The following is a 19,352-nucleotide window of genomic DNA, read 5'->3' on the forward strand; positions in this document are numbered from 1 at the left end:
CGGCTGCGGCCGCGCCTCAGGCGCGGTCGCGGCGCACGTGGCGGCCCGAGATCGTCTCGGGCGTCAGCCGCAGCGCGCGCGAGCGGTCGCCGCCTGCCCACGGGTGCTTGTGTGCGGCGCCGGGAGCGGTCGCGACCTCCGCGGCGTCGATCTCGGATGCCCGAGTGCTGAGCAGTACGCTCCAGCCGCTGCCCGCAAGATCGTCGTGGTGGTCCACCTCGAAGGCGACGGGGGTGTCGGGGAGGGGGCTCAGGATGCCCTCGGGTGCCGTGCGGATGAGGACGTCGCGTCCGTCGAGCACGTAGTTGACGGGCAGGATGAGCACGCGATCGTCGGCGACGAATCCGACGCGACCGACCGTGGTCGTCGTGAGGAGTTCGAGGCACTCCTGCTCAGTGAGCTCCGCGATCATCATGGCCTCCCATCGTTCACGTGGCTCGAGCGTACCCGGCGTCGGAGGCCCGCTCTAGACTCGTATTGACATGACCGACGCACCTCTCATCGTTTCCGGAACGCCCGATTCGACCCCGAACGGCGACCCGCTGCTCGCCGGGCTCAACCCGCAGCAGCTCGAAGCCGTCACTCATCGCGGCAGCGCGCTTCTCATCGTGGCCGGTGCCGGATCCGGCAAGACGAGTGTGCTCACGCGCAGGATCGCCCTGCTGCTGCGCCAGCGTGAGGCATGGCCCAGTCAGATCCTGGCCATCACATTCACGAACAAGGCCGCCGGTGAGATGCGTGAACGCGTCGAAGGACTGGTGGGCGAGGCCGCGCGCGGCATGTGGATCTCGACCTTCCACTCGGCCTGCGTGCGGATCCTGCGCCGTGAGGCCGAGCAATTCGGGTTCACGAAGTCGTTCACGATCTACGACTCGGGCGACTCGCGCGCCCTGCTCAAGCGCCTGGTGAAAGAGCACGAGGCCGACGCGTACGGGCTGACCCCCGGAGCGGTGCAGTCGCGCATCTCGAAACTGAAGAACGAGCTCACCGATGCCGAGGGGCATGCCCGTCAGGCGAACCTGAGCGACCCCGCAGAGCGCAAGTTCACCGACATCTTCAGCGATTACCAGCGGGCGCTGCAGAAGGCCAACGCCTTCGATTTCGACGACCTGATCGCGCAGACGGTGTTCCTGTTCCGGGCGTTCCCGAAGGTGGCTGACACGTACCGGCGCCGGTTCCGGCACATTCTGGTCGACGAGTACCAGGACACCAACCACGCCCAGTACGCCCTCATCCATGAGCTCACCCGTCCGGTCGCCGCCGAGGCACCCGATCCGTATGCCTCGAACGGCATGATGATCTTCGAGCCCGAGGCGGCCGAAGCCCAGGCTGGTGCGTCGCTGACCGTCGTGGGTGACTCGGACCAGTCGATCTACGCGTTCCGCGGAGCCGACATCCGCAACATCACCGAGTTCGAGCGCGACTTCCCGGGGGCGAAGGTCGTGCTGCTCGAGCAGAACTACCGGTCGACCCAGACGATCCTGTCGGCGGCCAACGCGGTGATCGGCAACAACTTCGACCGCAAGGCGAAGAACCTGTGGAGTGACCGTGGCGCGGGCGACAAGATCGCCGGCTTCACCGGGTACTCGCAGCACGACGAGGCGCAGTTCGTCGCCGATGAGGTCGAGGCGCTGCGTCGCACCGGCATGCCGTACTCCGAGATGGCGGTGTTCTACCGCACCAACTCGCAGTCTCGCGCGCTGGAAGAGATCTTCATCCGCGCCGCTGTGCCATACAAGATCATGGGTGGCACCAAGTTCTACGAGCGCGCCGAGATCAAGGATGCGCTGGCCTACCTGATCGCGGTGGCGAACCCGGCCGACGAGATGGCCGTGCGTCGCATCCTCAACCGGCCGCGTCGCGGCATCGGAGGCGTCACCGAAGCGTCCATCGCGATGTTCGCCGAGCAGCAGGGCATCAGCTTCCGCGATGCGCTGCGCTCGCCGGCGTCACTCGGCGTCGGGCCGAAGATCCAGGCGGCGATCACCCGCCTCGATGCCGTGCTCGACGAGGCGACCGAGATTCTGCTGCCTGCCTCGGGTGAGGTGCCGCCGTCGACCGCGGTCGCCGAGGCGCTGACGGTGCTGCTCGACAAGAGCGGCTACTTCGAGGCGCTGCGTGCGAGCCGCGACCCGCAGGACGAGGCGCGTCTGGAGAACCTCGACGAGTTCGTCGCCGTTGCGCGCGACTTCGCACGCAACAACCCCGACGGCACGATCGCCGACTTCCTCACCGAGGTGGCGCTGGTCTCGGATGCCGATGACCTCGACGACGAGTCGGGCTCGGTCTCACTGATGACGATGCACACCGCCAAGGGACTCGAGTACGACGCGGTGTTCGTCACCGGTGTCGAAGAGGACCTCATTCCGCACCGCATCTCGGCGGGGGAGCCCGGTGGCCCTCAGGAGGAGCGGCGGCTGTTCTACGTCGGCATCACGCGGGCGCGCAAGCGCCTGCACCTGTCGTTGGCGATGACGCGCGCTCAGTTCGGCGAGGTGTCGGTCGCGATGCCGAGCCGGTTCCTGCAGGAGATCCCGGCCGACCTCGTCGACTGGCGGCAGTCGCCCGGAGACATCAACTCGCGCGGCGGCTCGCCCTCGCGGGCCGTCAATGCGCGCCGTCCCGGCGGAGGGTTCGGCGCGAGCGGCGGTCGCTCCGGTGACCGCTTCGCGCCGACGGCGCTGCCGAAGGGCGCCGGACTCAAGCCGCTTTCGACGGCGATGGATCGCTTTCCGAACAAAGTCACCGGCAAGGTGCGCGACAACGGCGATCTCGAACTGGCCGCCGGCGACCGGATCCGCCATGACGACTTCGGTGAGGGGCGCGTCGAGGCTGTCACGGGTGAGGGCGCCAAGCGCATCGCTCACGTGCGCTTCGATGGGGCCGGGCAGAAGAAGCTGCTCATCAAGATCGCGCCGATCACGAAGCTGTAGCCCGGGAGGCGGTGCTCGTCGTCCGGCGCTCACCGCGCGGCAAGGCGGATAGGCTGGCTGATATGGCCCTCTTCTCTCGCCGCAAGAAGTCCGTCGATCAGCCCGCCGTCGGTGAAGACGCCGCAGCAGCGGAAGACACCACCGGCGAGGTGAGCGCGCAGCCGAGCGCCGCAGCTCCGATGGATGCCGTGACGGCTGCCGCGGGCGAGCAAGACACCAAGAATGCCGAGTCTGCGGTCGACGACGCACCCGCGACCGAGGCCGTTCCCGCGGTCGGTATCTCGGTGCAGGCGTTCCGTGGGGTCGGGGCCGACGCTGGCCCGGAGGTCGCCTTGCCCGCCGACGAGGCCACGGCATCCGCGACGCCGCCGCGACCCGCGGCGCCCGTCGCAGCCGCGCGCCCGACCTCTCCCGGCGATGCGATGCCCACCGCACAGCAGACCGTGCCGCGCCTGCCGCTGGCCGCGGCTGTGCCGCCCGAGCAGACGCACACCGTCGATGGGCTCAACGACAACGTGCTGCTGCGTGAGGCGCTGGCCGAGCTCGCCGAGGGCGCCACGAACGAGCAGCTCATCGGCGTGATGCGGCAGTCGCTGCAGAGCCACCTGTACCTGCGGGTCAACGGCGATGCCCGCGAGCAGCTCAAGAACGGTCAGCCGCTCGCAGTCGGCGTCATCCGCGACGGCGAGCGCTCGTTCATGCTCGCCTACAGCTCGGGCAAGGCGCTACGCGACTCGGTCGAGGGGGCCGAAGACGCCGCGTCGACCTCGGCTATCGCACAGCCGGTCACCGCCGTCTACCAGCAGGTCGTCTCGGGCGGGTTCGCCGGGGTGATCATCGACAACTCCTCGGCCCCGCACCGTGCGGTCTTCCCGACCGAGTTGCTGCAGAAGGCGCTCGAGCAGGGCGATGAGAACATGGCGGTCAAGAGCCTGCTCGCCGCTCCCCGTGACGAGGGCACCCCGGTGCGCGTCGCCGAGGCACTGGCCAAGACCCGCAGCTGGGTCGCCGTGAACGACGGTTCCAACGGCAAGCCGGTGGGCATCGCCGAGGTGCACACCACCGACGGCAACCGGTACCTGCAGGTGTTCTCGCACCCGCTCGAGGTCGTCGCGCTCGGTCGCAACGACCGGCCGATGCCGTTCCAGCCCGAGCAGCTGGCGAAGGTGCTGAGCGATCACAGCGAGATCGCGGGCGTGATCGTCGACCTCGGTGGCCCGTCGCTCGCGATCGGCCGCGACGCACTGAGCGCACTGCTGGTGCTCGCGATCAACGTCGACGACTGATCACGCAGACGCGAAGGTCTGTCGCGGCGCGCACTCAGCGCCTAATGTCGGGGGCATGGCCTCCGAACGCGTGACCGTGACTGTGCACGACACCGACGGCGAGCGCGACGTGTCGCTGTCGAGCCCGAACAAAGTCATCTGGCCGGTCGACGGCGCCGACGGAATCACCAAGGCCGAGTACGCCGACTACGTGCAGCAGGTTTCGGTGCCGTTCCTGGCATCCAACGGACACCGGCCGGTGTCGCTGGAGCGGTTCCGTGATGGGGTGACAACGGCATCCGGCGGCAGGGCCGAAGGGTTCTTCTCGAAGAACCCGCCCAAGGGCACACCCGACTACGTCGATGCCGTCACCGTCACCTACAACAGCGGCCGGCGGCATCCGCAGATCGTGTTGAACCGCGCCAGCGCGATCGTATGGGCCGTGCAGATGAACACGATCGTGTTCCATCCGTGGGCGTCGCTGGCCGGCGACACCGACAACCCGGTTGAGCTGCGCATCGACCTGGACCCGCAGCCGGGCACGGGGATCACCGAGACCGTGGCCGCGGCGCACGAGCTGCGCGCGATGCTCGCCGAGGCGGGGCTGGAAGCCTTCATCAAGACCAGCGGCAACCGGGGACTGCACGTGTTCTGCCCCATCGAGCCCGCATGGGAGTTCCTCGTCGTCAGACATGCCGTGATCGCCGCCGGGCGTGAGCTGGAGCGGCGGATGCCCGATCGGGTGACGATGAACTGGTGGAAGGAGGAGCGCGGTCAGCGCGTCTTCGTGGACTTCAACCAGGCCAATCGCGACCGCACGATGGCCGGGGCATACAGTCCGCGGGCGATTCCGGGCGCACCGGTGTCGACGCCGCTGCGCTGGGACGAACTCGATGACGTCGATCCGACACGGCACACCGTGCGCAGCATCCCGCATCGGCTCGCCGAGGTGGGCGACCCGTGGGCCGACATGCATCGGGCGCCGGGGCGCATCGACACGCTGCTGGAATGGTGGGAGCGCGATCTCGCGAACGGACTGGGCGAACTGCCCTTCCCTCCCGAGTTCCCCAAGATGCCCGGCGAGCCGCCGCGCGTGCAACCGAGCCGCAAGGTCGCCGCGCACTGGCCTGACAGCGCCGAGTGAGGCGACTCAGGTCAGCACCCTCGCCAGGTCGTACCCGGTCACCGTCTCGAGTTGCTCGTACGTGCACGAGCGCGCGTCGCGATCGGGACGCCACCGTGCGAACTGCACCGTGTGCCGGAACCGATCGCCCTCGAGCTGGTCGTAGCGCACCTCCAGAACGCGCTCCGGGCGCAGCCGGACGAACGACACGTCCTTCGCGCCGCTGAATCGCGACCGTTCCCCCGCGCCGGTCACGGCCGCCCCCGAGTCGTCGCGTTCGACGAGGGGCTCCAGCTCGGTCACGAGCTGACGGCGCATGGCATCCGACCACGCCGCCACGCCGCCCACCTGACGCAGCGCACCGTCGGCGTCGTACAGGCCGACCAGCAGCGATCCGACGCCCGACCCGCTCTTGTGCACCCGATACCCGAGCGCGACAACGTCGGCGGTGCGGGCGTGCTTGATCTTGATCAGCGTCCGTTTGCCGGGGGCATACGCATCATCCAGGGGCTTCGCGACGACGCCATCCAATCCGGCGCCCTCGAACTCGGCCAGCCACCGCCGGGCGAGATCGGGATCGTCAGTGGTGCGGGTCAGGTGCAGGGGAGGGGTGGTGCGCGCCAGCATCCGCTCCAGCCGTGCCCGGCGCTCACGGAACGGCAGTGGCTGCAGATCGTCGGCACCCTCGGCGAGCAGATCGAAGGCGATGAACGACGCCGGCGTCTCGGCCGCGAGCCGCGCGACGCGCGAGGGGGCGGGATGGATGCGCTGGCTCAGCGCGATCCAGTCGAGTCGCTGCGCGCCCGCCTCGCCGGTGGCGACGACGATCTCACCGTCGAGCAGGCAGGGGCCGGGCAACAGCGCGGGCAGTTGCTCGACCAGCTCGGGAAAGTACCGCGTCAGCGGCTTCGCGCCGCGGGATCCGATCCGAAGCTCCGTACCGTCCCACGCGATCAACCCGCGGAAGCCGTCCCACTTCGGTTCGTAGAGCAGCGGACGCTGCGTGGGATCGGGAACGGATGCCGCGGCCTTGGCCAGCATCGGTGCCGGGATCTCATACATGGCATCCATTACCCCGCAGGCGGCCGGCGCCCGCAACCCCGACGTGCCACCGGCAGTTCGGGACGCCCACTGATCAGGGGAACAGCGTGTCGAGCGCGACGGGCGTGCCGGCGTCGCGCAGCGCGGTGCGGGCCGCGTGCCAACCGGCCATCCCGCTGACGCCGGGGCCGGGCGGGGTGGACGCCGACGCCAGGTACACCCCGCGCATCGGCGTGCGCCAGGGGGAGGGGGAGAGCACGGGGCGGCGGAACGCCTGACGGATCGTGAACGCGCCGCCGAAGATGTCACCGCCGATCTCGCTCGGGTTCAGCAGCGCGCGATCGGATGCGGCGACGGCGCGACTGGTCAGGATCCGGTCGCGAAAGCCGGGGGCGAAGCGCTCGATCTGGCGCGTGATCAGCTCGGTCGGGTCGAGCCGCGAACCAGCCGGTACGTGTATGTACGTCCACAGCACCGAGTGACCCGCCGGTGCCCTGCTGTCATCGAGCACCGACGGTTGCACCGCCAGCACGTACGGACGATCGGCGACCGTGCCGCGGGCCACAGCGTTCTCGCTCGCCCAGATCTCTTCGCGCGTGCCGCCGACATGCACGGTCGGAGCGTGCGCCACCTGCGCATTCGCCCACGGCACGGGGCCATCGAGCGCGAAGTCGACCTTGGCGGCGGCCGGGCCATAGCGGTAAGCGCGCAGCGCCCGCGCGTAGCCGGCGGGGATCCGCGGATGCGTCAGCGCCAGTCGCGGTGATGAATTCAACAGCAGCAGATCCCCCTGCGCGGGGTCACCCCAGTCGAGAGCCGCCACGTCGTCGACGTACCGACCCGTGCGCACCCGGCCGCCGTGCGCTGCGAGGTCTGCGACCAGGGCATCCGCGATGCGCTGCGCCCCACCGCGCGGGTACGGCCAGCCGGCCGCGTGGCCGTGAGCGGCCAGCAGCAGTCCCGCCGCCGCTCCGCTGAGGGAGGGCAAGGGCACATTCGCATGCGCGATCACGCCGGACAGCAGCGCGGCACCGGCCTCGGTGCGCAGGGACGTCCGCGCCAACGGGGTGCCCTGTTCGAGCATCCGAATGCCGAAGCGCGCCGCCGCGACCGGGTCTCGGGGCAGGCGCAGCAGGCTGTCGCCGGTGAAGTCGACGACCCCGTCGATGCGTCCCACCAGGGGGCGCAGCAGGGCCCGCCAGTGTCGGCCGTCGGGGCCGAGGGCATCCGCCGTGCGCTCCAGATCGCGCCACGCAATCGCGGCGCGACCGTCGTCCAACGGATGCGCGTATGAGATCTTGGGAGTGATCCACTCCAGGCGGGAGGCGAGGTCGAAAGCGCGGAAGAATGGCGACGCGACCGTCGCCGGATGCACCGCCGAGCAGACATCCCACACGTATCCCGGCAGGGGTGCGGACTCGGTGCGCACACCACCACCGACCGTCGGCGCGGCCTCGAGCACCTCGACCTCGTAGCCGGCGCGGGCCAGCGACACCGCCGCGACCAGCCCGTTCGGTCCGCTGCCGATGACTGTCGCCCGTGCCATGCCCTCAGTGTCGCACGGCGGTCGGCCAGGGGCGCGGGAACGGCTGTCGGCGCGGCTTACGGGGTGAGAGAATTGAAGCGATGAACGAAGTCCAGGGGCCGACCCCCGCAGGAACCTCCCGCCCGTACCGATCCCTCGCCGATGCGCTGCGCGCGCACCGGATCCCCGACGAGAACCACGAGTTCATCGTCGCCGTCACCGACGCCGTCGGTGTCACCTCCTACATCGACCGCGGTCGCTACATCGAGGCGCTGCGTCGCGACGGCGCCGCACTGCACATCGGCCGCACCTACACCAACGGGTTCACCGAAGACGAGCAGGTGCTCGTCGCCGGACGCGCGTTGCCGCTGCTTCCCAGCGAAGGACGCGCGCCGTACTTCTACGTCAACCACCCCAGCGTGCTCCCCGGGGCACCGTCCGCAGGTCGTACCGGTTCGCGTTCCGGCTCGTCGCGCGCGAGCTCGGCGGCCAAACCGAAGGCCGAGCCCCGTGCGGTCAAGCCCAAGCCGATCGAGCGCGACTACGGCGTGTGCGATACGTGCTTCATGGTCAAGACCGCGGCCGGCCGCTGCGGTTGCGACGAGTGAGCAGCGCTCACGACAGTTCGGCCTGAACCCGGCGTGAGATCTCGGCGATCGGCATCGATCGCGGGAAGACGGCCACCACGACATCATCGGATGCCGCTTCGGCGGCGCCCGGAAGCACGCCGTAGCGGCGGCGGACGTCGTCCAGGGCGGTGCGCAGCACCGTCACGGGCACGTCCGCCCCACGCAGCAGCTGCCGCAGTACGTGATTGTGCACCGCGGTGACCAGCGCCGAGAAACCGACCGCATCGATCGGCGCCAGGCCCGGCAGGGCGCTGCGCAGGTACTCGTCGAACAGTCGCTCGTACCGGAACACGGTGATGATCTCGCGCTCGCGCAGCACCGGCACCTCACGCACGACCTCGTAGCGGCGCCGCGCCAGAACGGGGTTCTGCACGAACGCGGTGAACACCTGCTCGGAGGCCTCGCATACGGCGGCCCACGGGTCTTCGTGCGGGCGGTCGAGGAACTCGCGCAGGTCATTCAGCATCTGCTCGTGATCGGTGAAGATCACATCCTCTTTGCCGCCGAACTGGCGGAAGAAGGTCGAGCGCGAGACTCCGGCGGCCTTGGCGATCTGCTCGACGGAGGTCGCCTCGAAGCCCTGCGTGGCGAACAGCTCGAGGGCGGCGGCGACGACGCCGGAGTGGAGCGGGGTCGGATGCTGCATATCGGAAGCCTAGACCCGGCGTGCTCGCGTTGTCGCGGGGCGGTAGTAGGCTTGAGGATCGGGTCGAATGATATCGACACCCGACACATTTGTCGCGTCCCACCCGCCGCAACCAGCGAAGGACTGCAGAGTGGATCTCTACGAGTACCAGGCACGAGACCTTTTCGAATCGTACGGAGTGCCGGTTCTTGCCGGCATCGTCGCGGATACGCCGGAGGAGGTGAAGGCGGCGGCCGAGAAGATCGGCGGTGTTGTCGTCGTGAAGGCGCAGGTCAAGACCGGTGGTCGCGGCAAGGCCGGCGGCGTCAAGGTCGCGAAGACTCCTGACGAGGCGTACGAGGCGGCCAAGGCCATCCTCGGCCTCGACATCAAGGGCCACATCGTCAAGCGCGTCATGGTCGCCCAGGGCGCCGCGATCGCCGACGAGTACTACTTCTCGGTGCTGCTCGACCGCGCCAACCGCTCGTACCTGTCGCTGTGCAGCGTCGAGGGCGGCATGGAGATCGAGCAGCTCGCCGTCGAAAAGCCCGAGGCGCTCGCGCGCATCGAGGTCGACCCGCTGGTCGGCATCAACAAGACCAAGGCGATCGAGATCGCCAAGGCAGCGAACTTCCCCGACGAGCTCGTCTCGAAGGTCGCCGACGTGTTCGTGAAGCTCTACGACGTCTACAAGGGCGAGGACGCCACGCTCGTCGAGGTCAACCCGCTGGTGCGCACCGAGTCCGGTGACATCATCGCCCTCGACGGCAAGGTCACCCTCGACGACAACGGCTCCGAGGTGCGCCACCCCGCACACGAGGCGCTCGAAGACAAGGACGCCGCCGACCCGCTCGAGGCCAAGGCCAAGGCCGCCGGCCTGAACTACGTCAAGCTCGACGGCCAGGTGGGCATCATCGGCAACGGCGCGGGCCTGGTCATGTCGACGCTCGACGTCGTCGCCTACGCCGGCGAGAACCACGGCGGCGTCAAGCCCGCCAACTTCCTCGACATCGGTGGCGGCGCCAACGCGCAGGTCATGGCCAGCGGCCTTGACGTCATCCTGGGCGACGAGCAGGTCAAGAGCGTGTTCGTCAACGTCTTCGGTGGCATCACCTCGTGCGTCGCTGTCGCAGAGGGCATCGTCAAGGCGCTCGAGATCCTCGGCGACGCGGCGACCAAGCCGCTCGTCGTGCGTCTCGACGGCAACCAGGTCGAAGAGGGTCGTGCGATCCTCGCCGAGGCCAACCACCCGCTGGTCACCCTTGCCGCAGGCATGGATGAGGGTGCCGACAAGGCCGCCGAGCTGGCGAACGCCTGAGCCCGACTGAGACTGCGAAGGACAGAAGATATGTCGATCTACCTCAACAAGGACTCCAAGGTCATCGTCCAGGGAATCACTGGCGGTGAAGGCACCAAGCACACCGCACTGATGCTCAAGGCCGGCACCAACATCGTCGGCGGTGTCAACGCCCGCAAGGCCGGCACCACCGTCACGCACGAGAAGCCGCACGAGGGCGAGATCGAGCTGCCCGTGTTCGGCTCGGTCGCCGAGGCCATGCAGAAGACCGGCGCCGACGTCTCGGTCGCCTTCGTGCCGCCGAAGTTCGCCAAGGACGCGATGATCGAGGCCATCGATGCCGAGATCCCGCTGCTCGTGGTGATCACCGAGGGCATCCCGGTCGGCGACAGCGCCGAGGCCTGGGCGTACGCCAAGTCCAAGGGCAACAAGACCCGCATCATCGGCCCGAACTGCCCCGGCATCATCACCCCCGGTGAGGCGCTCGCCGGCATCACCCCGGCGAACATCACCGGCAGCGGCCCCATCGGCCTGGTGTCGAAGTCGGGCACGCTGACGTACCAGATGATGTTCGAGCTGAAGGACATCGGCTTCTCGACCGCCATCGGCATCGGCGGCGACCCGGTCATCGGCACCACGCACATCGACGCGCTTGCCGCGTTCGAGGCCGACCCCGACACCAAGGCGATCGTCATGATCGGTGAGATCGGTGGCGACGCTGAAGAGCGTGCGGCCGAGTACATCAAGGCGAACGTCACCAAGCCGGTCGTCGGCTACGTGGCGGGCTTCACGGCTCCCGAGGGCAAGACCATGGGCCACGCCGGCGCCATCGTCTCGGGCTCGGCGGGCACCGCTCAGGCGAAGAAGGAGGCCCTGGAGGCCGCCGGTGTCAAGGTCGGCAAGACGCCGTCCGAGACCGCTGAACTGATGCGCGCGATCGTCGAGGCGCTGTAAGCACTCTGAAGCGAGTAGACTGATCCACGAAGGCCCCGAGCTCCACCTCGGGGCCTTCGTCATTCTCCGGGGCCTTCGTCATTTCCGGCGAGGGTGCGCGGCACGTGCACGGACGCTGCGCCCGGCCTGGCAGAATGGAGACATGCGCCCGTCGAGACTCCCGCACCTGCTGCGGGGTTCGGCGGCGGCGGCGGTGGCCACCTTCACCGCCTTGCTCTCGCACGTCGCGGCAGACGGTGAGATGCCCGGATGGCTGGGCGTACTCGTTCCGCTCCTGCTGTCGATGATGGTCAGCGTCGTGCTGGCCGGGCGTCGACTCTCGCTGCTGCGCCTATCGCTGTCGGTGACGGTCAGCCAGTTCCTGTTCCACACGCTCTTCGTGCTCGGGGCGATCACGCCGTCCGGCATGGCGCTGGGGCACCAGCACGGCGCACCGCTCCTGCTGCCCGCGGCGGTGGGAGACCTCGCCCTCGTGGCGCCGGATGCGGGGATGTGGCTGGGGCACGCCCTGGCGGCTGGCGCCACGACGCTGCTGCTCTACCGTGGCGAGCGGGCGATCCAGCAACTGCTGCACGCCGCACGCACCGTCGTCGGCTGGGTCGTCGCCGTGCTCGCGCGCGCCCTGGTACTGCCGGTCGAAGCGCGTCCGCGCGCCGCGCGGCCCGCGCCGGAGGGCAATGTCCGTTCGCACATCGCGCTGCGCGTGGTGCATCAGCTGCGACGTCGCGGTCCTCCGCTGTTCTCGATTCTCTGAGCGCCCCCACCCTCCGAGTGGTGCGGGGCGACGCCCGTCGATAACGGGTGACCTGCACGCACGGCTGAGCCGGCGTGCGCGGTCGCGCGCCCGCGCGCCCGCAGAAGAGTCTCGAAAGGCACCACTGACATGAACACCAACACCCGCCTGCGCACCACCCGCCGCGTCTCGATCGTCGCCGCAGCGCTGCTCGTCCTGACCGGCTGCTCACCCGTGGCCGAGGCCTCGTCAGCAGCGGGCGAGAGCGTCACGATGACCGACGGCTGGGTCAAGGCGGCCCCCGAGGGGATGACCGCAGCGTTCGGCACGCTCACCAACGCTTCGGATGAGGATGTCGTAGTCGTCTCGGCGACCACCGAGGTCGCCGGATCGACCGAGCTGCACGAGATCGTCGTGGACGACGCCGGCAAGTCGACCATGCGCGAGGTCGAGGACGGCTTCACGATTCCCGCCGACGGCTCGCTCACCCTCGAGCCCGGCGCAGACCACCTCATGCTGATGGGACTGACCGGACCCGTCGTCGCGGGGGAGGAGCTCTCGTTCACCCTCACGTTCGCGGATGACTCCACCATGACGTTCACCGCCCCGGTGAAGGACTACTCCGGCGCGCAGGAGGAGTACTCCGACCACGACATGGATCACGACGCTGATCACGAGATGGACGACGAGTCGGGCCACGAAGGGCACGGCGAGAACTGATGTCGGCGCACGAGGTCAACGGGCCTCGGCGCGGCGCCACCCGGCGGCAGCTCCTCCTCGGAGGGGCTGCCGCCGGTGCGGGCGCGGCCGTGGCACTCGGAATCGATCGCGGCATAGCCGCGCGCGCAGCCGCCACTCCGGCGCCGCTCAACGGTGAGGGGATCGTGCCCTTCCACGGGGCGCACCAGGCCGGGATCGGCACCGACGCGCAGGCGCACGCCACACTGGTCGCCCTGGATCTGCTCCCCGAGGCGGATCGCGAGGCGTTGCGCCGAATGATGCGCCTGCTGTCGGACGATGCCGCACGGTTGACCGCGGGCATCCCCGCCCTCGCGGACTCCGAGCCGGAACTGGCGGCATCCCCGGCGAACCTGACGGTGACGTTCGGATTCGGCCCGGCGTTCGTCGCGCGGGCCGGAGCCTCGGCGCCGACCTGGCTGGCGCCGCTGCCGCCGTTCTCGATCGACGCGCTGCTCGACGAGTTCAGCCACGGCGATCTGCTGCTGCAGATCGCCGCCGACGACCCGCTCACCGTGGCGCACGCGACGCGGATGCTCCTCAAAGACACCCGCAGTTTCGCAACCGTGCGGTGGCTGCAGCACGGCTTCCGTCGCGCCCACGGCACCGTGGCGCCCGGAACGACCATGCGCAACCTGTTCGGGCAGGTCGACGGCACCGAGAACGTTCGCCCCGGTACAGAGGCGTTCGACGACATCGTCTGGAGCCGTGACGGTTGGCTCGCGGGCGGCACCGGGATGGTCGTGCGGCGCATCCGCATGGACGTGGACAAATGGGACGAGGCCGACCGCATCGCCCGGGAGTTCTCCATCGGTCGAACGCTCGGAAACGGCGCACCCCTGACCGGTACGGATGAGCACGACGAACCGGACTTCGAGGCCAAGGGCCCGCGCGGGTTCCCCGTGATCGACGATCTGGCGCACATCCGCCGGGCGCGCTCATCCGACCCGCGTGAGCGCATCTTCCGACGCGCGTACAACTACGACGTGCCGCCGACCGGGGCATCCGTGTCGGAGTCGGGACTCGTCTTCATCTCGTTCCAGGCCGATGTCGCCCGGCAGTTCACGCCGATGCAGGAGCGTCTGGCGCAGGCCGACCTGTTGAACCTGTGGACGACGCCGATCGGCAGCGCCGTGTTCGCGATCCCGCCCGGATGCCGTGAGGGTGGGTACATCGGCGAGACCCTGCTGGAGGGCTGAGGTCCGCCGCTCAGGCGGTGGCGACCGCGTCGAGCAACGCCGGATAAACGGAAGGGGTCGGATGCCAGCATCCGACCCCTTCCGTGTGAAGCGCCTCAGATACTGGCGCCGAAGAGCATCTCGATCGGCCCGCGGGCGAAGAAGATCAGGAAGCCTGCGCCGACCACCCACAGCAACGGGCTGATCTGCTTGGCGCGGCCCGAGAACGCGTGGATGATCACCCAGCTGACGAAGCCCGCGCCGATGCCGTTGGCGATCGAGTACGTCAGCGGCATCACCGTGACGGTCAGGAACACGGGCAGCAGCACGCGGAAGTCGGCGAAGTCGATGTGACGGATCTGCGCCATCATCATCGCACCCACGATGATCAGGGCGGCCGCGGCGATCTCGGTCGGCACGATCGAGGTCAGCGGGGTCAAGAACATCGCGATCAGGAACATGCCGCCCGTGACGAGGTTCGCGAATCCGGTGCGCGCACCCTCACCGATGCCGGCGCCCGACTCGATGAACACCGTGCTCGACGACGACGAGGTCGCACCACCGGCGATCGCGCCGACACCCTCGACGACCAGCGCCGACTTGATGCGCGGGAAGTCGCCCTTCTTGTCGGCGATGTCGGCCTCCTTCGCCAGGCCCGTCATGGTGCCCATGGCGTCGAAGAAGTTCGTGAACAGCAGCGTGAAGACGATCATCACCAGGGCGACCGAGCTGACCTTGCCCAGGTCGAACGTGAAGTCGACGGCACCGATCAGGCTGAGGTCGGGCACGCTGATCGGCGAGCCGTTCAGTGCGGGAACCGTCAGGCCCCACCCGCCCGGGTTGACGATGTTGCCCTCGGCGTCGAAGGTGCGCGGGCCGATCTTCCAGATCGCCTCGACGATGACGGCCAGCACCGTACCGGTGACCAGACCGATCAGCATGCCGCCCTTGACGCGCAGGGCGACCAGCACGCCCGTGATCAGCAGGGTCACCACGAACAGCAGGGTCGGCACGGTGGCGACCGAGCCGTTCACGCCCAGGCCCACCGGGGGAGAGCTGGTGCCGGTCGCGGTGACGAAGCCCGAGTTGACGAAGCCGATGAAGGCGATGAACAGGCCGATGCCGACGGTGATCGCGATCTTCAGCTCGAACGGCACGGCGTCGAAGATCGCCTTGCGCAGACCGGTGGCCGCCAGCAGCACGATCAGCGCGCCGTTGATCATCACCAGCGCCATCGCCTCGGGCCAGGTGACCTGGCCGACGACGCTGAAGGCCACGAACGCGTTGATGCCGAGCCCTGCCGCGAAGCCGAACGGCAGGCGGCTGATGAGCCCGAACAGGATCGTCATGACACCCGCGGTCAGCGCGGTGGCCGCGCCGACGGCGTTGAAGTCGAGCATGTTACCGGCGACATCGGGTTTGCCGGCGAGGATGATCGGGTTGAGGATGACGATGTACGCCATCGTCACGAAGGTGACCAGACCACCGCGGATCTCAGCGCCGAAGCTGGACCCTCGCTTGGTGATCTCGAAGTAGCGGTCGAGTGAGCCGGTGGGTTTGGGCTCGGTGTCGGGGCGGGTAGGGGCAGTTGTCATCGAGAACCTCCGCTGTGAATCTATCGTGTCGGCGCCTGCGCGCGTGGCCGGGGCGGATGCCAACGATCCACGTCGTAGGCTCGAACAGTCATGCAACGCGTCACCGTCCTGCTTCTCGCCGCTCTCGACGCCGCTATCGCGGCGGCTGTGGGGCTGGCGGTCGTGCTCGCGCCGCTCACCCTGCTGTGGGTGCTCGCGTTCGGCGCGAGCGCGCAGTGGGGCGAACTGTGGCCCCTCACGGGTGCGCTGTGGCAGTTCGGTCATGGCGTGCCGCTCGAGGTCGTTCTGCCGGATGAGGTGCTGTCTGCACTGGCGATCCCGAAGAGCGCTGCCCAGTTCGCGCTGTCCGTGCCGCCGCTCGCATTGCTTGCCTTCGGAGCGCTCTTCTCGGCGCGCTCGGGCCGCCGCGCGGCCATCGCGGGATCCTGGGCGTACGGTGTCGCATCGGGCGCCCTCACCTTCACGCTGATCACCGTGATCGTCGCGCTGACCGCGCAGGCCTCGCTGCTGCGCGCGCCGTTGTGGGCGGCGATCGCCATCCCGGCATCCGTGTATCTCGCGGGACTGCTGATCGGCGCGCTGGTGCATGCCTGGACCGAGGGCGACGGCGGCCTCATCGACTGGTTGCACGACATCGTCGACGGATGGGGTGACTGGTCTCCGGTGCCCGGCGAGGCGATCCGCGGGGCGAGTATCGCCCTGCTCGCCCTGACCGGCGCCGCGGGGCTCGGGTTCGCCGTGATGACGCTGCTGCGCGGTGGCGAGGTCATCGCGCTGTTCGAGGCCGCGCACGTCGATGCGCTCGGGGCGACCATGCTCACGATCGTGCATCTGGCGTACGTGCCCACCCTGCTGGTGTGGGCGGCCGCCTGGATCGCCGGCCCCGGATTCGCGATCGGCACCGGCACCTCCGTGTCGCCGGTCGGCACCGAGCTCGGACCGCTCCCGGGGTTCCCCGCGCTCGGTCTGGTTCCCGAGAACTCGTCGATCTGGACGCTGGTGATCGTGCTCGTCCCCATCGGGTGCGGTGCGCTCGCCGGTTGGATGGTGCGCTCGCGACTGGTGTGGGAGGGCATGGGCGACGCGTTCGCGCCCCGCGCGGCGATCTCCGGTGGGATCGCGTTGCTGTCGGCGGGGGCTGCCGCTCTTGCTGCGGTACTCGCATCCGGATCCATCGGCCCCGGGCGCATGGCCGAGGCCGGACCCCACGTCGGCGCGTTCGCCCTCGCGGTCGGCGTCGAGGTGCTGATCGGCAGCGCCATCCTGCTGCTGACGCCGCGCCATCCGGACGAACTCGCCGAGGAGCGCACCGACCGCTGGAACGAAGAGATGGCCGCCCTCACCGCCCCGGTAGACTGACCGGGTGCTGACGCTCGCCGTTCTCATCTCTGGTACCGGCTCGAATCTTCGGGCCCTGCTCGAGGCCGCCAGCCACCCCGATTTCCCGGCGCGTGTGGTCGCCGTCGGAGCCGATCGGGATGCGGCCGGTCTCGCGCACGCCGAGGAGTTCGGCATCCCCTCGTTCACGGTGCCCTACACGGCGTACGCCACCCGCGAGGAATGGGGCGCCGAGCTCGCCGCGCAGCTCGATGTCTGGCAGCCCGACCTGATCGTGCTCAGCGGACTCATGCGCCTGCTGCCCGCCGCCGTGGTCGACCGGTACGCCCCGAACATCATCAACACGCACCCCGCGTATCTGCCCGAGTTCCCCGGCGCCCACGGCGTGCGCGACGCGCTCGCCGCCGGGGTGACGCAGACCGGCGCCAGCGTGATCGTGGTCGACGCCGGGGTCGACAGCGGTCCCATCGTTGCCCAGGAGCGCATCCCGGTACTGCCCGGAGACACCGAGGCCACTCTGCACGAGCGCATCAAACCCGTTGAGCGGCGCCTGCTCATCGACGTGGTGCAGCGCATCGCGACCGGCGACCTGCCGCTGGCATCCTGACCGCCCGAACGACACCCGCACGAACGAAGGAGCACCCTCATGGCCGGCCCCCGCCTTGACCCCTCGCTGTACCGCGACCGCGACCTGGTCCCGATCCGGCGCGCGCTGGTGTCGGTCAGCGACAAGTCCGGCCTGCTCGAACTGGCCGCCGCGCTGGCGGCATCCGGTGTCGAGATCGTCTCGACCGGCTCGACCGCGCAGACCATCCGCGACGCCGGGCACGAGGTGACCGACGTCGCCGCCGTCACCGGTGTCGCCGAGATGCTCGACGGCCGCGTGAAGACGCTGCACCCGAACGTGCACGGCGGCCTGCTCGCCGACCTGCGCCTGCAGGACCACGAGAGCCAGCTCGCCGACCTCGGCATCGAGCCCTTCGAACTCGTGGTGGTCAACCTGTACCCGTTCGTCGAGACGGTGGCATCCGGTGCCGAGCCCGACGCGATCGTCGAGCAGATCGACATCGGCGGCCCCGCGATGGTGCGCGCCGCGGCCAAGAACCACGCCAACGTCGCCATCGTCGTCTCGCCCGAGTCGTACCCGGCGATCATCGAGTCGGTGACAGAGGGCGGCACGACGCTCGTGCAGCGCCGCGAACTCGCCGCCCGCGCGTTCGCGCACACCGCCAACTACGACTCCGCGGTCGCGCAGTGGTTCGCCGAGGGCACCCTCGCCGAGGCCGGCGATCTGCCCGCGCACCTCACCGTCAAGGCCGAGCGCCTGGCAACGCTGCGCTACGGCGAGAACTCGCACCAGCGCGGCGCCATCTACACCCGCGCGGGTGGTCACGGCATCGCCCAGGCCACGCAGCTGCAGGGCAAGGAGATGTCGTACAACAACTACGTCGATGCGGATGCCGCGCTGCGCGCCGCCTACGACATGGTGCTCCCCGCGGTGGCGATCATCAAGCACGCCAACCCGTGCGGTATCGCCACGACCGCTCCCAACGCGCTCGACCCGATCGCCAGCGCGCACCTGCGCGCCCACGAGTGCGACCCGGTGTCGGCGTACGGCGGTGTGATCGCGGCGAACGGCACCGTGACGCTGAAGATGGCCGAGAACCTCAAGGACATCTTCACCGAGGTGATCGTAGCCCCCGCTTTCGAGCCGGCGGCACTGGAGGTCTTCAAGGCCAAGAAGAACCTGCGTCTGCTGCAGCTGCCCGACGACTGGCAGCAGGAGCGTATGGACGTGCGTCTCGTCTCGGGCGGTCTGCTGCTGCAGGACGCCGACCGGTTCCCCGACGACATCTTCTCGGTCGCCAAGGGCTGGGAGCTCGTCTCGGGCGAGCGCCCCGATGACGCCGAGATGGAGAACCTGATCTTCTCGTGGAAGGCGTGCCGCGCCGTCAAGTCGAACGCGATCGTGCTGGCCAAGGGCAACGCGACCGTCGGCGTCGGCATGGGGCAGGTCAACCGAGTCGACTCGTGCCGCCTCGCGGTCGAGCGCGCCGGCGACCGGGCAGCCGGCTCGGTGGCGGCATCCGATGCGTTCTTCCCGTTCGCCGACGGACCGCAGGTGCTCATCGACGCCGGGATCACGGCGATCGTGCAGCCGGGTGGATCGGTGCGCGACGCCGAGGTGATCGACGCGGCTCGCAAGGCGGGCGTGACGATGTTCTTCACCGGAGAGCGTCACTTCTTCCACTGACTCACGCGGGGCTCGGGGCCCGACGCTCCCCGGGTCAGCCCGCCGACACCCCTGTCTATCGCCGAGACCCCCTGCTGCAGTCGCCTGCAGCAGGGGGTCTCGGCGTGTACTGGGGGTGTCGGCG

Annotated in this window: 17 protein-coding genes; 12 read left to right on the top strand and 5 right to left on the bottom strand. The window is 69.4% G+C overall.

What is annotated here, in order from left to right:
• Positions 1 to 16: 16 nt before the first annotated feature.
• A complete protein-coding gene (locus PTQ19_RS03650) occupies positions 17 to 415 on the bottom strand; it encodes a pyridoxamine 5'-phosphate oxidase family protein (RefSeq protein ID WP_274368500.1) in 399 nt (132 codons plus the stop codon).
• Positions 416 to 482: 67 nt separating this feature from the next.
• Here PTQ19_RS03650 and PTQ19_RS03655 point away from each other — a divergent pair, with 67 nt between their 5' ends.
• From PTQ19_RS03655 to PTQ19_RS03665, 3 genes are all read left to right on the top strand, one after another.
• A complete protein-coding gene (locus PTQ19_RS03655) occupies positions 483 to 2,933 on the top strand; it encodes an ATP-dependent helicase (RefSeq protein WP_274368501.1) in 2,451 nt (816 codons plus the stop codon).
• 62 nt (positions 2,934 to 2,995) lie between these two features.
• Entirely contained in the window at positions 2,996 to 4,219 is a 1,224-nt protein-coding gene (locus PTQ19_RS03660) for an SseB family protein (protein WP_274368502.1), read from the top strand.
• A 55-nt stretch (positions 4,220 to 4,274) separates the two neighbouring features.
• Positions 4,275 to 5,342: a DNA polymerase domain-containing protein gene (locus PTQ19_RS03665; protein ID WP_274368503.1), complete on the top strand. Its 1,068-nt coding sequence runs from the start codon at positions 4,275 to 4,277 to the stop codon at positions 5,340 to 5,342.
• Positions 5,343 to 5,348: 6 nt separating this feature from the next.
• Here the strand turns inward: PTQ19_RS03665 and PTQ19_RS03670 are convergent, their stop codons facing one another.
• Entirely contained in the window at positions 5,349 to 6,383 is a 1,035-nt protein-coding gene (locus PTQ19_RS03670) for an ATP-dependent DNA ligase (RefSeq protein WP_274369024.1), read from the bottom strand.
• Between the two features lie 73 nt (positions 6,384 to 6,456).
• Positions 6,457 to 7,908 (bottom strand): phytoene desaturase family protein, encoded by a 1,452-nt coding sequence (locus PTQ19_RS03675; protein WP_274368504.1) that lies wholly within the window; start codon positions 7,906 to 7,908, stop codon positions 6,457 to 6,459.
• Positions 7,909 to 7,988: 80 nt separating this feature from the next.
• On the opposite strand from PTQ19_RS03675, the gene PTQ19_RS03680 reads away from it, so the two are divergent.
• Complete coding sequence (locus tag PTQ19_RS03680) at positions 7,989 to 8,495, top strand: hypothetical protein (RefSeq protein ID WP_222445399.1); 507 nt, start codon at positions 7,989 to 7,991, stop codon at positions 8,493 to 8,495.
• Between the two features lie 7 nt (positions 8,496 to 8,502).
• Here PTQ19_RS03680 and PTQ19_RS03685 read toward each other — a convergent pair whose 3' ends face one another.
• Positions 8,503 to 9,162: a TetR/AcrR family transcriptional regulator gene (locus tag PTQ19_RS03685; RefSeq protein WP_179411554.1), complete on the bottom strand. Its 660-nt coding sequence runs from the start codon at positions 9,160 to 9,162 to the stop codon at positions 8,503 to 8,505.
• A gap of 130 nt (positions 9,163 to 9,292) precedes the next feature.
• Here PTQ19_RS03685 and sucC point away from each other — a divergent pair, with 130 nt between their 5' ends.
• From sucC to PTQ19_RS03710, 5 genes are all read left to right on the top strand, one after another.
• Entirely contained in the window at positions 9,293 to 10,459 is a 1,167-nt protein-coding gene (sucC, locus tag PTQ19_RS03690; protein WP_179411553.1) for an ADP-forming succinate--CoA ligase subunit beta, read from the top strand.
• Between the two features lie 30 nt (positions 10,460 to 10,489).
• Complete coding sequence (gene sucD / locus PTQ19_RS03695; protein WP_179411552.1) at positions 10,490 to 11,392, top strand: succinate--CoA ligase subunit alpha; 903 nt, start codon at positions 10,490 to 10,492, stop codon at positions 11,390 to 11,392.
• 142 nt (positions 11,393 to 11,534) lie between these two features.
• Positions 11,535 to 12,146 (top strand): hypothetical protein, encoded by a 612-nt coding sequence (locus PTQ19_RS03700; RefSeq protein ID WP_274368505.1) that lies wholly within the window; start codon positions 11,535 to 11,537, stop codon positions 12,144 to 12,146.
• Positions 12,147 to 12,275: 129 nt separating this feature from the next.
• Positions 12,276 to 12,845: a copper chaperone PCu(A)C gene (locus PTQ19_RS03705; RefSeq protein ID WP_206820899.1), complete on the top strand. Its 570-nt coding sequence runs from the start codon at positions 12,276 to 12,278 to the stop codon at positions 12,843 to 12,845.
• Positions 12,845 to 14,062: a Dyp-type peroxidase gene (locus PTQ19_RS03710; RefSeq protein WP_274368506.1), complete on the top strand. Its 1,218-nt coding sequence runs from the start codon at positions 12,845 to 12,847 to the stop codon at positions 14,060 to 14,062. Before PTQ19_RS03705 ends, PTQ19_RS03710 begins: the two co-directional genes overlap by 1 nt.
• Before the next feature lie 95 nt (positions 14,063 to 14,157).
• Here PTQ19_RS03710 and PTQ19_RS03715 read toward each other — a convergent pair whose 3' ends face one another.
• A complete protein-coding gene (locus tag PTQ19_RS03715; protein WP_222445405.1) occupies positions 14,158 to 15,636 on the bottom strand; it encodes an NCS2 family permease in 1,479 nt (492 codons plus the stop codon).
• Positions 15,637 to 15,726: 90 nt separating this feature from the next.
• Here PTQ19_RS03715 and PTQ19_RS03720 point away from each other — a divergent pair, with 90 nt between their 5' ends.
• From PTQ19_RS03720 to purH, 3 genes are read left to right on the top strand one after another with little or no spacing between them, the layout of a single operon-like run.
• The gene (locus tag PTQ19_RS03720) at positions 15,727 to 16,995 is read left to right on the top strand and encodes a DUF6350 family protein (RefSeq protein ID WP_274368507.1); all 1,269 of its coding nucleotides are present in this window, start codon (positions 15,727 to 15,729) and stop codon (positions 16,993 to 16,995) included.
• A 4-nt stretch (positions 16,996 to 16,999) separates the two neighbouring features.
• Positions 17,000 to 17,581: a phosphoribosylglycinamide formyltransferase gene (purN, locus tag PTQ19_RS03725; protein ID WP_206550348.1), complete on the top strand. Its 582-nt coding sequence runs from the start codon at positions 17,000 to 17,002 to the stop codon at positions 17,579 to 17,581.
• A 39-nt stretch (positions 17,582 to 17,620) separates the two neighbouring features.
• Complete coding sequence (gene purH, locus PTQ19_RS03730) at positions 17,621 to 19,228, top strand: bifunctional phosphoribosylaminoimidazolecarboxamide formyltransferase/IMP cyclohydrolase (protein WP_179411545.1); 1,608 nt, start codon at positions 17,621 to 17,623, stop codon at positions 19,226 to 19,228.
• Positions 19,229 to 19,352: the final 124 nt, after the last annotated feature.

The sequence above is a fragment of the Microbacterium esteraromaticum genome, assembly GCF_028747645.1.
Lineage (GTDB): Bacteria > Actinomycetota > Actinomycetes > Actinomycetales > Microbacteriaceae > Microbacterium > Microbacterium esteraromaticum_C.